The 19353-nt window shown below is 49.3% G+C and carries 16 protein-coding genes; 15 read left to right on the forward strand and 1 reads right to left on the reverse strand.

The window, feature by feature from the left end; genetic code table 11:
* The first annotated feature begins 26 nt into the window (after window positions 1-26).
* From trmL to rny, 11 genes are all read left to right on the forward strand, one after another.
* Entirely contained in the window at window positions 27-536 is a 510-nt protein-coding gene (gene trmL / locus LACPH_RS04210; protein WP_049169083.1) for a tRNA (uridine(34)/cytosine(34)/5-carboxymethylaminomethyluridine(34)-2'-O)-methyltransferase TrmL, read from the forward strand.
* 22 nt (window positions 537-558) lie between these two features.
* Window positions 559-966 (forward strand): DUF1149 family protein, encoded by a 408-nt coding sequence (locus tag LACPH_RS04215; RefSeq protein ID WP_087911825.1) that lies wholly within the window; start codon window positions 559-561, stop codon window positions 964-966.
* A gap of 104 nt (window positions 967-1070) precedes the next feature.
* A complete protein-coding gene (locus LACPH_RS04220) occupies window positions 1071-3383 on the forward strand; it encodes an FtsK/SpoIIIE family DNA translocase (protein ID WP_274784589.1) in 2313 nt (770 codons plus the stop codon).
* Between the two features lie 8 nt (window positions 3384-3391).
* Window positions 3392-4654: an EF-P 5-aminopentanol modification-associated protein YfmF gene (yfmF, locus tag LACPH_RS04225; RefSeq protein WP_306387270.1), complete on the forward strand. Its 1263-nt coding sequence runs from the start codon at window positions 3392-3394 to the stop codon at window positions 4652-4654.
* Window positions 4651-5946, forward strand: a complete 1296-nt coding sequence (gene yfmH, locus LACPH_RS04230; RefSeq protein WP_274784591.1) for an EF-P 5-aminopentanol modification-associated protein YfmH — start codon at window positions 4651-4653, stop codon at window positions 5944-5946. The genes yfmF and yfmH overlap by 4 nt, the downstream gene beginning before the upstream one ends.
* Window positions 5943-6671: an elongation factor P 5-aminopentanone reductase gene (ymfI, locus tag LACPH_RS04235; protein WP_274784592.1), complete on the forward strand. Its 729-nt coding sequence runs from the start codon at window positions 5943-5945 to the stop codon at window positions 6669-6671. The genes yfmH and ymfI overlap by 4 nt, the downstream gene beginning before the upstream one ends.
* 86 nt (window positions 6672-6757) lie before the next feature.
* Window positions 6758-7696, forward strand: coding sequence for a helix-turn-helix domain-containing protein (locus LACPH_RS04240; protein WP_049169078.1), 939 nt, complete (start codon window positions 6758-6760; stop codon window positions 7694-7696).
* Complete coding sequence (pgsA, locus tag LACPH_RS04245) at window positions 7693-8286, forward strand: CDP-diacylglycerol--glycerol-3-phosphate 3-phosphatidyltransferase (RefSeq protein WP_025012513.1); 594 nt, start codon at window positions 7693-7695, stop codon at window positions 8284-8286. The genes LACPH_RS04240 and pgsA overlap by 4 nt, the downstream gene beginning before the upstream one ends.
* Window positions 8287-8557: 271 nt before the next feature.
* Entirely contained in the window at window positions 8558-9799 is a 1242-nt protein-coding gene (locus LACPH_RS04250; RefSeq protein ID WP_274784593.1) for a competence/damage-inducible protein A, read from the forward strand.
* A gap of 54 nt (window positions 9800-9853) precedes the next feature.
* Window positions 9854-10897 carry a recombinase RecA gene (gene recA, locus LACPH_RS04255; protein WP_087911832.1) on the forward strand — a complete coding sequence of 348 codons (1044 nt, stop codon included), beginning with the start codon at window positions 9854-9856 and terminating at the stop codon, window positions 10895-10897.
* Window positions 10898-11497: 600 nt separating this feature from the next.
* Entirely contained in the window at window positions 11498-13069 is a 1572-nt protein-coding gene (gene rny, locus LACPH_RS04260) for a ribonuclease Y (protein WP_010489446.1), read from the forward strand.
* 145 nt (window positions 13070-13214) lie between these two features.
* Here the strand turns inward: rny and LACPH_RS04265 are convergent, their stop codons facing one another.
* Window positions 13215-13868: a YigZ family protein gene (locus LACPH_RS04265; protein ID WP_274784594.1), complete on the reverse strand. Its 654-nt coding sequence runs from the start codon at window positions 13866-13868 to the stop codon at window positions 13215-13217.
* 27 nt (window positions 13869-13895) lie between these two features.
* Here LACPH_RS04265 and LACPH_RS04270 point away from each other — a divergent pair, with 27 nt between their 5' ends.
* The 4 genes from LACPH_RS04270 (at window position 13896) to secA (ending at window position 19148) form a co-directional block, all read left to right on the forward strand.
* The gene (locus tag LACPH_RS04270) at window positions 13896-15158 is read left to right on the forward strand and encodes a DEAD/DEAH box helicase (protein ID WP_274784595.1); all 1263 of its coding nucleotides are present in this window, start codon (window positions 13896-13898) and stop codon (window positions 15156-15158) included.
* Window positions 15159-15315: 157 nt separating this feature from the next.
* Window positions 15316-15834, forward strand: coding sequence for a ComF family protein (locus LACPH_RS04275; RefSeq protein WP_274784596.1), 519 nt, complete (start codon window positions 15316-15318; stop codon window positions 15832-15834).
* A gap of 124 nt (window positions 15835-15958) precedes the next feature.
* Entirely contained in the window at window positions 15959-16516 is a 558-nt protein-coding gene (hpf, locus tag LACPH_RS04280) for a ribosome hibernation-promoting factor, HPF/YfiA family (RefSeq protein WP_010489439.1), read from the forward strand.
* A 268-nt stretch (window positions 16517-16784) separates the two neighbouring features.
* The gene (secA, locus tag LACPH_RS04285) at window positions 16785-19148 is read left to right on the forward strand and encodes a preprotein translocase subunit SecA (protein ID WP_039638826.1); all 2364 of its coding nucleotides are present in this window, start codon (window positions 16785-16787) and stop codon (window positions 19146-19148) included.
* The last annotated feature ends 205 nt before the right edge of the window (window positions 19149-19353 follow it).

Consider the following 19353-nt stretch of genomic DNA (forward strand, 5'->3'; position numbering starts at 1 on the left):
AGCACTTGTGTTGAAGGGACGATAACATGGCGAATCACATAGTTTTATTTGAACCGCTGATTCCGGCAAATACCGGCAATATTGCGCGGACCTGTGCCGCAACCAATAGCTACCTACATCTGATTAAGCCGTTGGGGTTTGAAACCGATGATAAGCACTTACGGCGAGCTGGCTTGGACTATTGGGCGAAGGTGCGGATTATTTATCACGACAGCCTAGATGATTTTATGGACACAGTCGCGGATCCTCAGCACCTGTATCTCATCACTAAGTTTGCCGATCAGACATACTCAGATCGCGATTATACCGATACGGATGTGGATCATTACTTTTTGTTCGGCAAAGAAACCACCGGATTGCCAGAGGGTTTTATGCGGCAACATGCCGACCAGTGCTTGCGTATTCCAATGACGGAAAATGTCCGGGCACTTAACCTGTCAAACTGCGCGGCGCTGGTGGTATATGAGGCGCTGCGGCAGCAACAGTTTGCCGGATTGGAAACCGTTCATACTTACCAACATGATAAACTGAAGTAACTTACCTTTAGGAGGCGCGAAGATGGAAGCAAAACGTTACCCAATTACCGTCGAATCATTTCATTATGATCTCGTTAAACCAGACACCCCGGCTAAGAATGATTTACAGGTTGCGATGCGGCAGATTCAATGGTCTGATCCCAAAAGACAGGAAGAACTGAAAAAAGGCAATCTTTTTGAGATGATGATCCCGTTTGACGTTGTTCCCGACAATAGTGGTTTTGAAATCTCAGGGAAGATTACCCAGATCGTTCAGGTGATGGACTACTTTGGTGAAGCCAATGAGTTGCCGCAAGAGGAACTGGGCAAGCTTAGCCGACCGTTAGTCGAAACAATTGAAACGTTAACTTATCAAGTGACAGCGGTCGCTTTGGATCAAGGAGTTAATCTGCAGTTCGGGGCCAGCGATGAACAACCCGGCCAGCATTAATGGCGGTTGATACTTAAAAAAGCAAAAAAGGCGGCTGCGTGGCTGCCTTTTTTAATTGCGGCTTCAGCTCGTGTATAATAGGCAGGAATGGAAGGAGTATCAACATGGCACAAAAACGCGGCGGGCGCAGAAGTCCGCGCAAAAAGCGACCGACTAAACAACAGCAGCACACCCTGAGTTGGGTTGGGGCGCTATTTGTGGTGTTCTCAAGCCTAGCGTTTTTCCGTCTGGGAATGGTTGGGACAGTGCTGGCGAATGTTTTTCGGTTAGTTGTCGGCGACAGTTTCCTGGTGGTGAGTGCCGCAACGATTGTGACCGGCATTTGGTTTCTTTTAGCTGACCGCTTACCTAAACTGGCCCGCCATGTGTGGGTAGGATTGGCGATTGTCCTCATTGCCGCGCTGGTTTTGTTGACGTCGACCACGATGGCGACCTTAAATGTTCACAGCCATTATCTTTTGACCACTTGGCGACTGCTGCAAAATGATTTCGGCCTGATGACGACCGCTTCGCAAGTTGGTGGCGGTTTACTCGGAGCAAGCCTTTTCTCATTGCTGGCGCCATTGTTGAGCAGCCTTGGTGCAACGATTCTGGCATGGTTTGGTGTTGTTGCTGGCGTGCTTGTATTTCTGGGGGTAGGTGCCAACCAGGTTTTTAACTGGTTGCAAGCATTGGGACAGGCTTGCAAGCGAGGGGTACTTCAAATCCATAGCAGCTTCGTTGATTTAAGGAAGGAACACGCCAAGAAAGCGGCAGCACGACCGACAACATCGACGGCAAAACCTAAGCCAGCGGCAGTATCAGCTGACACCCAGGCAGATCCGGCCTCGGAACGGACAGATGACTTTACGATTAACGGGCCTGCGCCGGTACCGCCAGCACCACAGAGCGAGACACCGACAAGGGTTACCCCGCCAAGTTCAACGGCTGCGCATGTTTCGGCGACAAGCCCAAAGCCCGCTACTGTTCACGATCCAGAAATGCCGGCCGCGGATTATCAACTGCCGAGTTTAAACATGCTAACCGCGACGCCGCCAGTTGATCAAAGTGCTGAATACCAAGCGATCAAGACCAATCGAACCAAATTAAAAGACACATTTGAAAGCTTCGGTGTCAAGGTGGCTGTCAAAAGTGCCACGTTAGGTCCATCAATTACCCAATACGAGATTCAACCGGCTGTTGGCGTGAAGGTTTCCAAGATTGTGAATTTATCCGATGATCTGGCCTTGGCGCTTGCTGCTAAAGACATTCGGATTGAAGCACCGATTCCGGGAAAATCACTGATTGGGATTGAAGTGCCGAATCAGCACATTGCGACCGTTGGCTTTAAAGAAGTCATGGCCGAAACACCCAAAGCACCGAACCATCCGCTGGTTTTGCCGCTTGGCCGCGATGTCAACGGTAAAGTCGTGACGTTTGATTTGACTAAAATGCCGCATTTATTGATTGCCGGGGCAACCGGTTCGGGTAAGTCGGTAATGATCAACGTCATTTTAACCAGCATTCTGATGCGCGCGAAACCGACCGATGTCCGCTTAATGTTGATCGATCCTAAGCGCGTTGAGCTGTCGGTTTATAATGGTGTGCCACATCTGCTGACGCCTGTGGTCACTGAAGCTAAAAAAGCGCCAAGTGCGTTGAATAAAATTTTAACGGCCATGGACGAGCGGTATCAACGATTTGCCGCAGCCGGTGTCCGTAATATGAAGGAATTTAATCAAAAAGTTGCCGCCGATCCGGCCAGCGGGCAGACAAAAATGCCCTACATCGTTGTCATTATCGATGAATTGAGCGATTTAATGATGGTCGCCGGTCATGAGATTGAAACCGCGATTGTCCGGCTTGCGCAGATGGCGCGTGCGGCTGGGATTCATGTCATCATTGCGACCCAGCGTCCTTCCGTGGATGTGATTACCGGACTGATGAAGGCTAACATCCCATCCCGGATTGCGTTTGCCACATCTAGCGGGATTGATTCGCGCACAATTTTGGATAGTAACGGTGCAGAGAAGTTGCTTGGACGCGGAGATATGCTATTTTCGCCAATTGGTGCCTCAAAGCCATTGCGAATTCAAGGTGCCTTTATTCCATCGATTGATGTCGAGCGGGTCGTTAAGGCGATTACGGATCAGGTTTCACCGGCATACGTTGAAAGTATGACACCCACGGAAAGTGTCGAAACCGAGCAACAAGGTGATTCCGAAGACGAGTTATACGATGATGCCAAGGCGTTTGTCATTGCTCAGCAGAGTGCGTCGACATCCATGTTGCAACGGCGTTTTCGCATTGGCTATAATCGCGCCGCGCGACTTATTGATGATCTTGAGGCTAATCAAATCGTTGGCCCAAGTGAAGGCAGTAAACCCCGAAAAGTTTTTGCCACACCAGAATCGGCAACCAATGCTAATCAGTCATGAGGGAGACTATGCAAAAAGAAATCAAGCCGGGAGTTTGGCTCATTGTTTTGCCAACGACCCAATTCAAAACAACACGCATTAATGTTCAGTTTTTGACGCCATTGCGGCGCGCGACGATCACCAAGCGCACTTTATTGACCAGTTTATTGGAAACAAACAGCAAGCAATATCCAACACAAACAGCGATGGCGGCCCATTTAGAGGCACTGTATGGCGCCAACTTTAGTATCGGCGTGGCGCGGGAAGGCCGATTGCACCGGATCGGCGTCACAATGAGCACGGTCGATGATCGGTTTACGGATCAACCGTTGTTACCGCAAGCGGTCGCCTTTTTGCGGTCGGTTCTTTTTGCACCGAATTTTCACAATGATCAATTTGATCAGGTGACCTTTGATCGGGAAAAAGAGAATCTGGATCACTATCTGGCTAGTTTGGATGATGATCGTCAGACACAGGCCGTGTTGGGCGTCCAACGCTTGTATTTTGGCGTTGATCCCGATCAAGCCATTCCGAGTTTTGGTACGCGGGAGGATTTAGCTCCGCTGACGGCGGCAGATTTGACGGACTATTATCATCAACTGATGAGTCAGGATCAAGTGATTATCACGGTTCTGGGAGATGTGCAGGAACAACAGGTAGAGGAGCTGTTTGCTGATTGGCCGCTGGCAGCGCGTGCCCGGACGATGCCGGCAATTGCCTTTGATTTGCCTCCGCACCCTGAAGTGCTGACCCAGACGAAAACTGTGGTGGCACAACAGGCCAAATTTGACTTGGCTTACCATATCACAACGGATTTGATGGGCCCCAAGTATACTGCTGCGCTAGTGGCCGAGGAATTATTTGGCGGATCCAGCCTGTCGCTTTTATTCACTAATGTGCGTGAAAAAGCCAGCTTGGCTTATTACGCAAGCTCGATGTTAGACGCGTTTCGTGGCCTGATGTTGGTTCAAACCGGGATTGAAGGTAAAGCCCATGATCAGGTTGCCGACTTGATTCAGCAGCAACTGACAGCGGTCGTTAATGGCGACTTTTCTGATAAGCTTTTGCAGTCGGTTAAAGACGGGATCTTGGATCACCAACGGGCAGCGTACGACAGCCCACGGTTTTTGACCAATCAGGCACTGTATCAGCTATTGGTGCCAGATGCGCCTCAAGATTTTGAAAGCTTTGCGCGCCGTATTCAAGCGGTGGATCGCCAAGCGGTTCAGGAAGCAGCAGCCGGCATGCAACTTCAAGCCACATATTTTCTGACTGGGGAGGACAGCGAATGAAGACGCAATATTTTAGCGATGTTGACGAAACCTTGGTCACGACAACGCTGCCCAACGGTTTGCGGTTGCAGGTCGTACCGCGGCCGGCGTATCATAAAAGTTATGCGATTATGACCACAGACTATGGCGCGATCGATACGCGGTTTGCCCCAGATGGCAAGAAGATGGTCACTTATCCGGCCGGTATTGCGCATTTTCTGGAGCACAAGCTCTTTGAAAAAGAAGACCATGATGCATTTGACCTTTTCGGTGAGACCGGGGCCTCAGCCAATGCGTTTACCAGCGCAACCAAAACCAGTTTCCTGTTCTCGGCGACGACGCAGTTAACCAAGAATCTGCAGATTTTGCTGGATTTTGTTCAGGAACCGTTCTTCTCCGAAAGTTCGGTTGCCAAAGAACAGGGAATTATCGGCTCGGAAATTCAGATGTACCAAGACGATCCCGGCTGGCGTGTTTATGCTGGGCTGTTGGAAAATCTTTTTCCAAATCATCCGGCACACGTTGATGTGGCAGGAACTGCAGACAGCATCGCGCAGATCACACCGGAAATGCTTTATACGATTCATCGGATTTTTTATCAACCTAGCAATATGACGTTGGTGATTGTCGGCAATATTGATGCCACCGAAATCATTGATTTTGTTGCCGATAATCAGGCAAAGAAGCATTTCCCGGCACCACAGCCTATTGTGCGCGGCGTCGAGGCGGATTTACAAACAGCTGACATTATCCCTTATCGCGAGTTGAAAATGCCGGTTAGTCGGCCGAAAACGCTAGTGGGCTTCAAAGGCCAGGTAGCGATCCCACAGACAACGGAAGGGTGGCGGTATCAGCTGACCATCAGGCTGTTACTGGAAGTTTTATTTGGCGACTCATCCCAGCTATACCAGGAATGGTATGATCAGGGGCTGATTGATGATTCATTTGATTTTGACTTTACCAATCAGCGCAGTTTCAGTTACGGGCTTGTCGGCGGTGATACCGATGATCCTCAAGCGTTGAGTGCCGCCATTAAACAGGTTTTGCTGCATGCCACGGCGCAGTCTGATTTGACGAGCAAACGGGTGGAATTGATTAAGCGGGCTTCGTTAGGCAAGTATTATGCGGGTCTGAATGGCCTGAATGGGGTCGCTAATCAATTGAGCGCCTTGAGTTTTGGCCAGGCACGGCTGTTTGATTTTCCGCAGATCTTGAACAGTATTAGCTTTGATGACGTCAAGAAACTGATTCCCAAAATTTTCCAATCCGATGCCTTGACGGTTTTGACCATGCTTCCGGAGGGTCAATCATGAGATCTGCATTGATTATTGGCGCTTCCGGTGATATTGGCCAGGCGGTCGCTGCAAAAATGGCGGCAGATGGCTGGTCGTTATATCTTCACTATTATCGTCACGAGAAAATCGTAACGGATCAGGTCAAAACCTTTCAGGCAGCCTATCCGCAGCAGGACTTTATTCCGCTCCAGTATGATTTGACCGATGACCAGCATTTAGACAAATTAACCGCGCAACTATTCAGCCTTGATGCGGTTGTTTTTGCTGCCGGGATGACTTATTATCATCTTTTCAAAGAAACGACCGTGCCTGAAATGACGGCGTTGATGCGGGTGCATTTGTTGACGCCGATGGTGCTGTTAACCAAGGTGGAACATAAGCTGGCACAATCCGGACATGGCCGGGTGATTTTCATTGGTTCGGTTTACGGTGGAACCGGTTCGGCGATGGAAGTGGCTTATAGCACGGTAAAAGGAGCGCAAAGTGCGTTTGTCAAGGCTTATGCGCAAGAGGTGGCCAGCCTTGGTATTACGATTAACGTTGTGGCTCCCGGTGCGGTGTCGACTAAAATGAATACGCAGATGTTTGATCAGTCATCGTTAGCCAAGGTCCGGGCCGAAATTCCGGCGGCTAGGTTTGCGACCCCGCAGGATATTAGTTACTATGTCACTATGTTAACTGCCGAAGATGCCGCTTACCTGACAGGCCAGACCCTTTACGTCACAGGTGGCTGGCGCATCTAGCAAACAAAGGATTTCTTAAGGCTTACAGATGGTTTTTCATGCTATACTAAAAATGGTTAATAAAAAATAGCGGGTGAAGAAAACATATGGATGAAATTGGGCAAAAATTACGGGACGCCCGGATTGAAAAGGGTTATACCATTGATGATCTGCAACAGATCACCAAAATCCAAAAACGCTATCTGATTGCCATCGAAGAAGGACATTTCGATGCGCTGCCAGGTGATTTTTATGTGCGTGCTTTCATCAAACAATATGCCGATACGGTCGGTCTTGACGGCGATGAGCTCCTAACGCAGTTCCAGCAGGATATTCCGGAACCACAGCCAAAAGAATATGCTGCTCAGTCGGTTGAAAATAAGACGCGCGCAACCCGTGCTGAAGAAGCCAGTCCAGTCAACCGGTTGCGGCGTTATTTACCGCAAATTGCAGTGGCAGGGATTGTGGTGGTAGCGGTTATTGTCATTTATGCTGTGATGTTGATGTCGCAATCAGGACCGAAGCAGACGATACCGGCAGATTCTGAAAGCGTTGCGGTTTCGTCTAAACGCAGTAGCGCAAAGTCATCAAAATCATCGAAGTCGTCAAAAGCGTCCTCAAAGTCCAGCAAGGCATCCGCTTCAAGCAGCTCCAAGCCATCTGAAAAAGCGTCCAAGCAGAAGAAAGAAAAGAGCGGTAAACTCGATATTTCTGTCGCGGCTGCTAATGGCGCAACACAGGCGGTTACACTCAAAAATCTGCCGACTACCGGCAACAAGCTTACTTTAGGTGCTAAGGGAGCAACGGCATGGGTTTCAGTGATTGTCAATGGTACGACCACTTGGCAAGGATCCTTAACATCCGGCAATACGCAGGAAGTCTCACTACCGGATAACGCATCAACCTTCCAAGTCCGTTCTGGTAATGCAACGGCAACAACCATCAAACTGAATGGTAAAGACGTTGATATTTCAAACGGAACCAGCATCGTGCGGACAATCACCTTCACAAACAGTACCAGTGAAAGCGAGGGGTCCCAAGAATGAATCTTCCAAACAAGTTGACGTTGATCCGGATCTTTCTAATTCCGGTTTTCACGTTGTTGCTTGCGTTTAATTGGCCAGCGGGTTATCTGACCATTGCAGGAACCAAGGTGGCGGTCAGTTGGTTCATCGCACTGATTATTTTCATCATTGCGTCACTCACTGATTTTGCAGACGGTCATATTGCCCGCAGTCAACACTTGATAACTAACTTTGGCAAGTTTGCCGATCCATTGGCGGACAAGTTGTTAGTCATGACGGCCTTTATCTTTTTAACCGCTGCCGGCCAGATTCCGGCATGGGGAACGGCGATCATTCTTTGGCGGGAACTGGCCGTGACCGGTTTACGGCTCCTGCTTTCCAATAAAGGCGAAGTTCTCGCGGCAGCGTGGCCCGGCAAGATTAAAACCAACACCCAGATGTTTGCGATCATTTTTCTGATGTTAAACAACGCGTGGTTTAACAACATCAATGTGCCATTCGCGTTGATTCTCTTCTACGTCGCCGTATTCTTCACCATCTATTCAGGCGTGGAATACTTCTACAAAAATCGCGCTGTCTTCGCCGATTCGTTTGGATCGAGTCATGAATAAGTTTGGTAAAAACCCAGGTCAGGTGATCTGGGTTTTTTAGTACGCAGACTTTTGCGCCAGTGTGGGCTATGTAAGCCGGTAGTAGGAGACCACACAGTCTTGTTGGCAAAGGCTGTTTTGTGCAATCGCAGGTAGTAAAATGGATTGTAAGCAAATAGCAGCGTTTTTAATGTGAGATGCGTCACGTTGCAATGGCCTTTATCCAGAAAATTTTGATTTGAAAAAGGGAAAAAAGAATTAAAGTCGAACTCTATTGTTAGGTGGGAAAGATATGCAAGCAGAAATTATTGCTGTCGGAACTGAAATTCTGATGGGACAGATTACTAATACTAATGGCGCCTATATGGCTAAACAGTTGGCCGCTTTAGGCATTGCCAGCTATCATCAACAGGTTGTCGGTGACAATGCGCAACGCCTGGCTGATGCGATCAGCTTAGCCGAAAAACGCAGTGACATTGTGATTTTGATCGGTGGTTTAGGACCCACACCAGATGACCTGACGAAACAAACGTTGGCGGCTCATCTGAATTTGCCATTGGTTGAAGATGCGGACGCCATGGCAAAACTGGCGGCGCGGGTTAAACAACAGCAGCGGCCGATGACGCCAAATAATAAGTTACAGGCGATGTATCCGCAAGGTGCTGATACATTGGTTAATCGCGTCGGGCTGGCAGTCGGTGCCTGGGTCGAACAACACCAACATGCCTATGTACTACTGCCTGGGCCGCCTAAGGAATTTATCCCAATGGTTGATCATGAGCTATTGCCTCATTTGGCCAAGTATAGCGGCCATCATGAAGCTTTTGTCAGCCGCGTCATGCGCTTCTTTGGTGTTGGTGAATCACAATTGGTGACGGATTTGGGTGATTTAATTGCCAAGCAGACGAATCCGACACTGGCAACGTATATCAAGGATCATGAAGTGACCATTCGGGTGACGGCTAGCGGTGAGACCCAAGCAGATGCTGAAGCCAAACTGGAACCGGTGATCGGTGCCATTATGGATCGTGAGGGACGTTACTTTTATGGTTATGGTGATGATAATAGCCTCGCTAAAGAGTTGGTCAAGGCATTAGCGGCGACCGATAAGCAAATAACAGCAGCGGAGAGTTTGACGGCCGGTGCGTTCCAGGCGGCTTTGGGGGATGTTCCCGGCGTTTCGGATTATTTCAAAGGCGGTTTTGTGACGTACGCCTTAGCCACTAAAGCAGCATTTTTGAATATTGATGCGCGTGAGTTAGCGGCTCATGGGGTAGTGAGTGAATTTACTGCCAAAGCAATGGCCGAGCACGCCCGTCAGCGGGCTGCGGCCGATATTGCAGTCAGTTTTACCGGCGTGGCCGGGCCCGACACACTGGAAGGGCAGCCAGCCGGGACAGTTTGGATCGGCTTGGCGCGGATGGGCCAAGCGCCGGTTGCACAGATTTATCATTTTCCCGGTGGCCGCAATGATGTTCGCAAACGCGCGGTTATGACCGGCATGATGATCGCATTGAAGAGCTTGCGGGATTAATTTTCGGAACGATTGAAAAGTTGGATAGGTAGCAATGACAGGGGGCGGCAGGAAGTGGCAGACACAGAACGACAAGAAGCGTTAGCAACAGCACTAAAAAAGATTGAAAAGAATTTTGGCAAAGGTGCCATCATGAAAATGGGGGACAAGGCTGATACGCGGGTTTCGGCCATTTCCAGTGGCTCACTTGCGATTGACGAAGTGCTTGGCGTTGGTGGGTTGCCACGCGGGCGGATTGTTGAGATGTACGGTCCTGAAAGCTCCGGGAAAACCACCGTTGCCTTGCATGCGGTGGCAATGGTGCAGCAGCATGGCGGAACCGCCGCGTATATTGATGCGGAAAATGCCATGGATCCTAAGTATGCGACCGCGCTGGGCGTCAATATTGATGAACTGTTGCTCTCTCAACCGGATACTGGAGAACAAGGGCTGGAAATTGCTGACGAGCTGGTGGCCTCTGGAGCAATTGATATTCTGGTGATTGATTCGGTGGCCGCGCTGGTTCCGCAAGCCGAGATTGACGGCGATATGGGCGATGCGCACGTTGGCCTACAGGCGCGACTGATGTCACAAGCGCTGCGGAAGCTGTCTGGCAACATCAGTAAGACGAAAACTATTGCCGTCTTTATTAACCAAATTCGTGAGAAAGTCGGCATCGTTTTTGGCAACCCAGAAATAACCCCGGGTGGTCGGGCATTAAAGTTTTATGCAACAGTGCGGCTGGAAATCCGCCGTTCCGAACAGATTAAAAACGGTACTGAGATTATCGGTAATCGCACTAAAATCAAGGTCGTTAAAAATAAAGTGGCGCCGCCTTTTAAAGTGGCGATTGTGGACATTATGTATGGCCGTGGCATTTCGCAAAGCGGTGAACTCGTCGATATGGCGGTTGAAAAAGACATCGTTGAAAAGTCCGGGTCGTGGTATGCCTACCAAGGTGAGCGAATCGGCCAAGGACGCGAGCATGCCAAGACTTATCTTGAAACTCATGAGGAAATGCGTAAAAAGATTGAGGGGCAAGTGCGTGAGGCATACGGGATGCCGTTAAATCAGGTGATTGAAATGGAAGATCCGGATGAATCGGCGCGAGCTTCATGACAGTATCGACTTGTTAAATGATTCGGAAATTGAATAGTGAAATTCATGTTGTACAGACACTAACCGGCGATTTTTGGGTTAGTGTCTGTTTGATTTGAGGTTGGAGTTGGGGGAATAAGGAGTGTGGGGCAATCCGGTTTCGAAACGCGCTCGCTGGCGCAGAAATCTACGTGTAAGGACCTCAAGCCTAAATGGCCAAAGCCCGATTCATGATTTGTTATAGAGGACGATGATTGGCCGATACTGCTCGGAAACGCGTTCACAGGCCCAGAAACCTGCGTGTAAGGACTTCAGCCCTAAATGGCCAAAGCCCGATCCGTGACTTGTTATAGAAGATAACTACTGGCCGATGCTGCATGGAAACGCGTTCGCTGGCGCAGAAGCCTGCGTGTAAGGACCTTGGTCGCAATGGCCAAAGACCGGCCATCACGCCCAAGGCCGCTTACACTCCAGCTCCTAAACGCGCCAGCTCACGCTCTTGCCCTGTTGACACCTTCATTGCCAGCACGTAAACTGATAGAGGTGTAATAATTTAAAAAAGCATCAAAGATTTTGATCAACAAGATGATTGAATCGCTTAGATGATGCGGAGGTGAAATGATGAGTTCAGTAACACTGGTCTCAATAACCCTCGCAGCAGTCATCGCTTTAGCGGTCGGTTTATTGATCGGATTTGCACTTCAAAAGAAGCTCCACCAGAACAGTTTGGATCGAGCGACGCAGACAGCAGAAGGTATCATTGAGGCCGCTAAAAAAGAAGCAGCGACTTTAAAAAAAGAGAAACTGCTAGAAGCAAAAGATGAGAATCATCGCTATCGAACCCAACTTGAAGATGAATTGAAAGATCGGCGGGCGGAAGTCCAGAAGTCGGAACATCGACTGAATCAGCGGGAAGATACTCTGGATCGGCGTGATGATACGCTCGATCGTAAAGAGCAGAGTCTTGCTGACCGAGAAGCAAATTTGAACAAGCGGCAGCAACAGTTAGATGAACGTGAACAAGATATCTCTTCAGAAATCAGCAAACAACAGACGGAGCTTGAACGAATTGCCGAGTTAACGCATGAACAGGCTCGGACTCAGATCCTTGATGAAACGCAATCGGAATTGACGCATGAACGCGCTGTTATGATCAAAGAAAGTGAAGATGAAGCTAAGGAAGCTGCGGATAAGAAAGCCAAGGTACTGATCGCGGATGCTATCCAGCGCAGTGCTTCGGATATCGTTGCAGAAACAACGGTTACCGTAGTGAACTTGCCTAATGACGACATGAAAGGCCGAATTATTGGTCGTGAAGGTCGCAATATTCGGACGCTTGAGACTTTGACGGGTATCGACTTGATTATTGACGATACCCCACAAGCCGTCGTTTTGAGCGGTTTTGATCCGATCCGGCGAGAGATCGCCCGGATCGCTTTGGAGAAGCTCATTCAAGATGGTCGGATTCATCCGGCACGCATTGAAGAAATGGTTGATAAAGCACGCAAAGAAATGGATGACCGTATCCGAGAAATTGGTGAACAAGCCATTTTTGACGTGGGCATTCATAACATGCATCCTGATCTGATTAAGATTTTGGGTCGGTTGCATTTTCGGACAAGTTATGGCCAGAATGTCCTGGATCATTCGATTCAGGTTGCAAAGCTGGCCGGTGTCATGGCTGCTGAATTAGGAGAAGATGTTACCTTAGCAAAACGTGCGGGGTTATTACATGATATTGGTAAGGCACTCGATCACGAGGTAGACGGATCTCACGTTGAAATCGGGGTTGAGCTGGCAACAAAGTACAAGGAACCAAAGACGGTCATTAACGCCATTGCATCCCATCATGGTGACGTTGAGCCGACCAGTGTCATTTCGGTGCTGGTCGCCGCCGCTGATGCTATTTCCGCCGCTCGCCCAGGCGCACGGTCGGAATCGCTTGAAAATTACCTGCATCGCTTAGAAAAACTGGAAGCCATTGCCAACAGTCATGCTGGCGTTGATCACAGTTTTGCGATTCAGGCTGGTCGCGAAGTACGCGTGATTGTTCAACCGGAAAAGCTCTCTGATGACCAGAGTGTGATTTTGGCACGGGACATTCGCAATGAAATCGAAAAAGAATTAGAGTATCCGGGTCACATCAAAGTTACCGTGATTCGTGAAACCCGAACCGTTGAATATGCTAAATAAACACGCGGTGAGCCAACGCTAGTGATTGGATGCTGGGTGTCGCGTCAAAAAGATCCGCAAGATGAGCTTGTCTTGCGGATCTTTTTGTCCCCGATTAACGGCTGGTTTGCTGACGATTTTTTGAGTCACAATCTGTCCGCGACCGTCATTCCCGATTTTGGGCAAATGGATATGGTGCTTCGCGATACTCACTCTGGCCGATTGTCGGTGAAAATTGACCATTCAGAAAATCATTAATCAACGCTAATGAAGCCTCTAGTTGGTCTTCATCCAAGTACAGCGTCATGGTGACCTTCACGCCGTAATCAATTTTGGCAATGGTGAGGTGATGGGTGGTCAAAAAGTGTTGTAACGGTTCAAGATCTGCGTAAGGGATCTGGAATGTAACCGTTTTTTGCTTGATGCGCGCCACAATGCCAATGGTTTCAATGGCGTTGTTGACGTTGCCGGCATAGGCGCGAATCAGTCCGCCGGCACCAAGTTTGATGCCGCCAAAATAGCGGGTCGTGACGGCTACCACGTCGCGGATGTCGTGGTTCAGCAAACCCTCTAGCGTAGGGCTGCCGGCGGTTCCGGAAGGCTCGCCGTTGTCGCTTGCCCGCTGAATCTGACTTTCATCGCCGAGTACATAAGCATAAACATTGTGATTGGCTTTGGCATTTTCGTGGCTGATTTGGTCAATGATGGTTTTGGCTTCATCCTCGCTTTGGATGCGGGCTAAGTGGGTGATGAAGCGCGATTTTTTGATGATCCGGGTGTAATTTCCCGTTTCTTTAATAGTGAGATATGGCTTGGTCATGCGTAATCTCCTTTTGAGGTGATAAAAATGGATCTTGCTGGGGCACAACTCACTCAAGCTGAGCTGGCGCGGTTGGCTGTCTCTAATATAGCACAGGCCACCGTGGTACCGGCATTGGTTAAAGATAAGGGTCATTGGTGCTGTCAGCGGTGTCGCAGCCAGTTGCCCGTGGCATTGCCGGATGGCCGCTTCTATTGTCCGGAATGCGTGACGCTGGGCCGATTGACTGACCGGGATAGCCTTTATCGATTTGACCAACCACATCAGCCAGTTGGAGACGGTCGGTTGACTTGGCATGGTACGCTCACGCCTGACCAGCAGGCAGCCTCAGATGCGTTAATGGCGAGTGCGACGGCTGGCCGCGATCATCTCATCTGGGCAGTCACCGGTGCAGGGAAAACCGAGATGCTATTTCCAACTGTGGCCCGTCTGATCCAGCAACAACAACGCGTTGCGATCGTTTCGCCGCGAATTGATGTTATCCGAGAACTGGCGCCACGATTTCGGGCAGCATTTGCAACGACACCGATTACCGTGCGTTATGGCGGCCATTTTGATCAGACGGATAGTGACTTGCTATTGGCGACAGTGCATCAGCTGCTGCGATTTTATCAGGCGTTTGATTTGATTGTTGTTGATGAGGTTGATGCGTTTCCCATGAATGGCACGCCAATGCTGCATCAGGCCGTTCAGCAGGCACGCCGCGGATCAGTGGCATATTTAACCGCAACGCCGGATCGGGTGTTGAAAAAAGCGTTGCACAACGGTCTGGGTGTTAGCAGGCTGTTTCGCCGATTTCATGGGCATCCCTTACCTGTTCCGACTATTCGATTGATGAATCTGCAAAAAGTGCCACGCCAACTTCCGACTGCCATGATCACATGGATTCGCCAAGTGCTTGCAACGGACCGGATTTGTCTGTTATTCGTACCAAAAATCAGCTGGGCAGAACAAGTCGCGGACGTGCTTCGCCAACTGGGTTTAAAAACTGCTGGGGTAGCCAGTACCGATCCACAGCGGGCGGAAAAAGTCATGGCATTTCGGCAACGGCAACTCGATGTTTTGGTCACGACCACCATTTTAGAACGAGGGGTGACGGTCACCCAGTGTGCAGTGGGGGTGATTGCAGCCGCAGATCGGGAATTTTCGGCCGCGGCGTTGATTCAGATTGCGGGCCGTGCCGGACGGGCGGCGGACAGCCCAGATGATCCGGTCGTATTCTTTACGGATCGCTATACGCTGGCGTTATTGGCCGCTAAACGCCAGATTGTGATGATGAACGGAAGGTGATGGTATGCGTTGCATCGGGTGTGATCGACCCACCGACCGCAGTTTGCAATTGACGACTTTATTTGCGCATGGACCGCTGCTGGCGCCGAGACTATGCCACAGTTGTTTAAGTCGCTTTTGCCTGATTACCGGGGCGACCTGTGCCGGATGCGGGCGAATGCAGCCTACCGAGCAACTGTGTTCGGATTGCCGCAAGTGGGAACGCCAAGGAACGCTTTTACATAATCGGGCGTTATTTGCATATGATGCCAGCATGAAAGCGTGGATTTACCAGTATAAGGGGCTTGGCGACTACCGGCTGCATGTGGCGTTTCAGGACCTGATTGCCGCTCGTTTACGGCATGCGACTACACTCGTGCCGATTCCAAGTGAGCCGAAGCACTTTGAGCTGCGTGGTTTTGATCCGATTCTCGGCCTATTTGGCTGCTTACGGTTGCGGTCGTGGTTGCGTAAAACGGCCACCGAGCGGCCACAAGCCCAAAAAACCCGACAGGAACGACTGAAGACGCCGCAAAGTTTTCACGTTTTGGCGTCAAAACAGGCATTAAACAAGGTCCGGAAAATCACGCTTCTCGATGATCTATATACCACCGGACGGACTTTATACCATGCGCGTGATGCATTGGTGGCAGCCGGTTTTAAAGGAACAATTGACGCGTTTACATTAATTCGCTGAATTGCGGCTTTTGTTGTGTCTGACTGCAACATTCGGGTATAATGAAATTGAAGATTGGAAGGGTTTTATCCCAGCCAATCAGCGTGTAAGCATTTGGTTACACGCAGGAAAGGGGAGAAGTTTTATGCTCACATACAATGTTCGTGGCGAAAACATCGAAGTCACCGAAGCCATCAGAAATTACGTGGAGAAGCGAATTAGCAAACTGAACAAGTTCTTCGGAGGTTCAGTCACTGCGACGGCGCACGTCAATTTGAAGGTTTATCCGGATAAGACCGCAAAAGTCGAAGTGACGATCCCGCTCTCGTTTTTGACCCTGCGTGCGGAAGAAACCAGTCCTGATTTATACGCCAGCATTGATCTTGTAACTGATAAGCTGGAGCGGCAGGTTCGCAAGTTCAAGACGAAGATCAATCGTAAATCCCGTGAAAAAGGCTTCGGCCAAATTGATGTTGACACCAGTGCACCAGCTGAGCCAAAGCCAGCCGAAGATGATGATAATCTGACGGTGGTACGGACAAAGCGAGTTTCATTAAAGCCAATGGATTCGCAGGAAGCCATTTTGCAAATGGATATGCTGGGCCACAACTTCTTCATTTTCGAAGATGCCGATACAAATGGTACGAGCATTGTTTACAAGCGTCGTGATGGACGTTACGGCCTGATCGAAACCAACGAATAAATAAATACCCTTTAAACAAAAACAAGGCTGCTGATTTGCCGGCAGTCTTGTTTTTGTTTGGTAAGCGCGGCAACCATTTGCTGTCGTTGGCAGGCCTTAAGTTTGGTGGCATTCATTTTGTGGGCATCACAACTGAGTTAAATAACCGGAAATGTCATCATGGTATTTTCAATCTCCCCGTGAAAATGTTAAGATGTTACAATGTATCAATGTTAGAATGATTAAAGTGTGTTAGATTCACGAGGTTTCGACAGAGAGGAATCCATTTATGGCCAATATTCTTAGAAAATGGGTCGAAAGCGATAAGCGAGAGATCGGTCGCCTCGGCAAAATCGCTGATCAGGTTCAGCGCTATGAAGATGAATATGCAGCATTATCTGATGAACAATTAAAAGCAAATACCCAGAAATTTAAAGATCGGCTTGCAGCAGGCGAAACTCTGGACGATATTTTACCAGAAGCTTTTGCAACTGCTCGTGAAGGTGCCAAGCGGGTTTTGGGACTGTTCCCGTTTCGGGTTCAGATTATCGGTGGCATCGTGTTACACGAAGGTAATATTGCGGAGATGAAAACCGGTGAAGGTAAAACTTTGACCGCTACCATGCCCGTTTATTTGAATGCCTTAACTGGTAAAGGCGTGCACGTTGTTACGGTTAACGAGTACCTATCCACCCGTGATGCCACGGAAATGGGCGAGTTGTACAACTGGCTTGGCTTGAGTGTTGGGCTGAATCTCAACTCCAAGAACAGCGATGAAAAGCGCGAAGCTTACAATTGCGACATTACCTATTCGACCAATAGTGAACTCGGGTTTGATTACCTGCGGGATAACATGGTTGTTTACAAGGAACAAATGGTTCAGCGTCCGTTGAATTTTGCCATTGTCGATGAGGTGGATTCCATCTTGATCGATGAAGCGCGGACACCGTTGATTATTTCCGGTGGTGCTGAAAAGACAACCGGGCTCTATATTCGGGCTGATCGGTTTGTGAAGACGCTGAAAGCCGATACCGATTACAAGATCGACTGGCCGACCAAGACTATTTCCCTGACAGAAAGCGGCATCCGCAAAGCCGAAAAGAATTTTGGCTTGGACAACTTGTATGACACGGAAAATACTGCGTTGACCCATCATATCGATCAAGCCTTGCGCGCTAATTATATTATGCTCAAGGATATCGATTATATGGTTTCCAACGGCGAAGTTCTGATTGTCGACCAGTTTACCGGTCGGGCGATGGAAGGCCGGCGTTATTCTGATGGCTTGCATCAGGCGATTGAAGCTAAAGAAGGCGTTCAGATTCAGGATGAAAATAAGACGATGGCCAACATCACTTATCAAAACTTCTTCCGGATGTATAACAAACTGGCTGGGATGACCGGGACGGCGAAGACCGAACAAGAAGAATTCCGTGAAATTTACAACATGGAAGTTATTTCGGTGCCGACCAATAAGCCGGTCATTCGGGTTGATTCGCCTGATGTTCTTTACCCGACATTGGATGCCAAGTTCAATGCCGTTGTTGAAGACATTAAAGAACGCCACAAGAAGGGCCAGCCAATTCTGGTCGGGACCGTTGCGATTGAATCGAGCGAACGGTTGAGCAAGCAGCTTGATGAAGCCAAAATTCCGCACACTGTTTTGAATGCGAAAAACCATTTTAAAGAAGCAGAGATTATCATGAATGCCGGCCAGCGGGGCGCGGTTACGATCGCGACCAACATGGCCGGACGTGGTACCGATATTAAATTAGGACCCGGCGTGACCAAATTAGGCGGGCTTGCTGTCATCGGGACTGAGCGCCACGAAAGCCGCCGGATTGACAACCAGTTGCGTGGCCGTTCCGGTCGACAAGGTGATCCGGGTTCAACGCAGTTTTATTTGAGTCTTGAAGATGATTTGATGAAGCGTTTTGGTTCTGAACGCATCAAAGCCATGCTGGATCGATTCAAAGTGGCTGATGATGATCAGGTCATCCAAAGCCGCATGATTTCCCGGCAAGTCGAATCTGCCCAGAAGCGGGTTGAAGGGAACAACTATGATACCCGCAAGAATACCTTGCAATACGATGACGTGATGCGTGAACAGCGCGAAGTCATCTACAAGCAGCGGCAGCAGATCATTGATGAAAACGAGACGCTGAAGCCAGTCTTGATGGCGATGATCAATCGTACGATTACCCGGATTGTTCAGACCCACACGCAAGGCGAGCAGAAAGACTGGAATCTGGATGCGCTGTATGCGTGGATCACCGCGAACATGGTTGATCCGGAGAAATTCAAGCGCAGCGAACTGGATGGCAAGTCACAGGATGAGCTGATTGGTTTGCTGGCAGATCTTGCGGAAACAAACTTCAAACAAAAGAATAAGCAACTCGGCGATGACGCCCAGATGCTTGAATTTGAGAAGGTTGTTATCTTGCGGGTTGTTGACTCGGCTTGGACCGATCACATTGATGCCATGGATCAGCTACGTCAGTCCATTGGCTTGCGTGGTTACGGTCAAATGAATCCGTTAGTTGAATATCAAGAAGAAGGCTATCGGATGTTTGAAGAAATGATTGCCTCAATTGACGATGACGTTACCCGGCTGTTCATGAAAGCCGAAATCCGGCAAAATATTCGCCGTTAACAATGAACAGACGCCCCGGCACTGCAATTTTGACTTGCGGTACTGGGGTGTTTTGGGGATAGCGGTAGAAAAACGATAGTCAAGCAGTTGGTTTTTAACCGTGCTGGCTCACCATAACGCGTTCGGTAGCGCAGAAGCCTGCGTGTAAGGACCTTGAGCGTAATGGCCAAAGACCGGGCCATTACGCTCAAGGCCACTTACACTC

Origin of the sequence: Lacticaseibacillus parahuelsenbergensis (assembly GCF_030770265.1) — a bacterium.
Lineage (GTDB): Bacteria > Bacillota > Bacilli > Lactobacillales > Lactobacillaceae > Lacticaseibacillus > Lacticaseibacillus casei.

What these genes read in the sequence shown, in the direction of transcription:
- trmL (WP_049169083.1), top strand. Translation starts at nt 27, where the DNA reads ATGGCGAATCACATAGTTTTATTTGAACCGCTGATTCCGGCAAATACC.
- LACPH_RS04215 (WP_087911825.1), top strand. Translation starts at nt 559, where the DNA reads ATGGAAGCAAAACGTTACCCAATTACCGTCGAATCATTTCATTATGAT.
- LACPH_RS04220 (WP_274784589.1), top strand. Translation starts at nt 1,071, where the DNA reads ATGGCACAAAAACGCGGCGGGCGCAGAAGTCCGCGCAAAAAGCGACCG.
- yfmF (WP_306387270.1), top strand. Translation starts at nt 3,392, where the DNA reads ATGCAAAAAGAAATCAAGCCGGGAGTTTGGCTCATTGTTTTGCCAACG.
- yfmH (WP_274784591.1), top strand. Translation starts at nt 4,651, where the DNA reads ATGAAGACGCAATATTTTAGCGATGTTGACGAAACCTTGGTCACGACA.
- ymfI (WP_274784592.1), top strand. Translation starts at nt 5,943, where the DNA reads ATGAGATCTGCATTGATTATTGGCGCTTCCGGTGATATTGGCCAGGCG.
- LACPH_RS04240 (WP_049169078.1), top strand. Translation starts at nt 6,758, where the DNA reads ATGGATGAAATTGGGCAAAAATTACGGGACGCCCGGATTGAAAAGGGT.
- pgsA (WP_025012513.1), top strand. Translation starts at nt 7,693, where the DNA reads ATGAATCTTCCAAACAAGTTGACGTTGATCCGGATCTTTCTAATTCCG.
- LACPH_RS04250 (WP_274784593.1), top strand. Translation starts at nt 8,558, where the DNA reads ATGCAAGCAGAAATTATTGCTGTCGGAACTGAAATTCTGATGGGACAG.
- rny (WP_010489446.1), top strand. Translation starts at nt 11,498, where the DNA reads ATGAGTTCAGTAACACTGGTCTCAATAACCCTCGCAGCAGTCATCGCT.
- LACPH_RS04265 (WP_274784594.1), bottom strand. Translation starts at nt 13,868, where the DNA reads ATGACCAAGCCATATCTCACTATTAAAGAAACGGGAAATTACACCCGG.
- LACPH_RS04270 (WP_274784595.1), top strand. Translation starts at nt 13,896, where the DNA reads ATGGATCTTGCTGGGGCACAACTCACTCAAGCTGAGCTGGCGCGGTTG.
- LACPH_RS04275 (WP_274784596.1), top strand. Translation starts at nt 15,316, where the DNA reads ATGCAGCCTACCGAGCAACTGTGTTCGGATTGCCGCAAGTGGGAACGC.
- hpf (WP_010489439.1), top strand. Translation starts at nt 15,959, where the DNA reads ATGCTCACATACAATGTTCGTGGCGAAAACATCGAAGTCACCGAAGCC.
- secA (WP_039638826.1), top strand. Translation starts at nt 16,785, where the DNA reads ATGGCCAATATTCTTAGAAAATGGGTCGAAAGCGATAAGCGAGAGATC.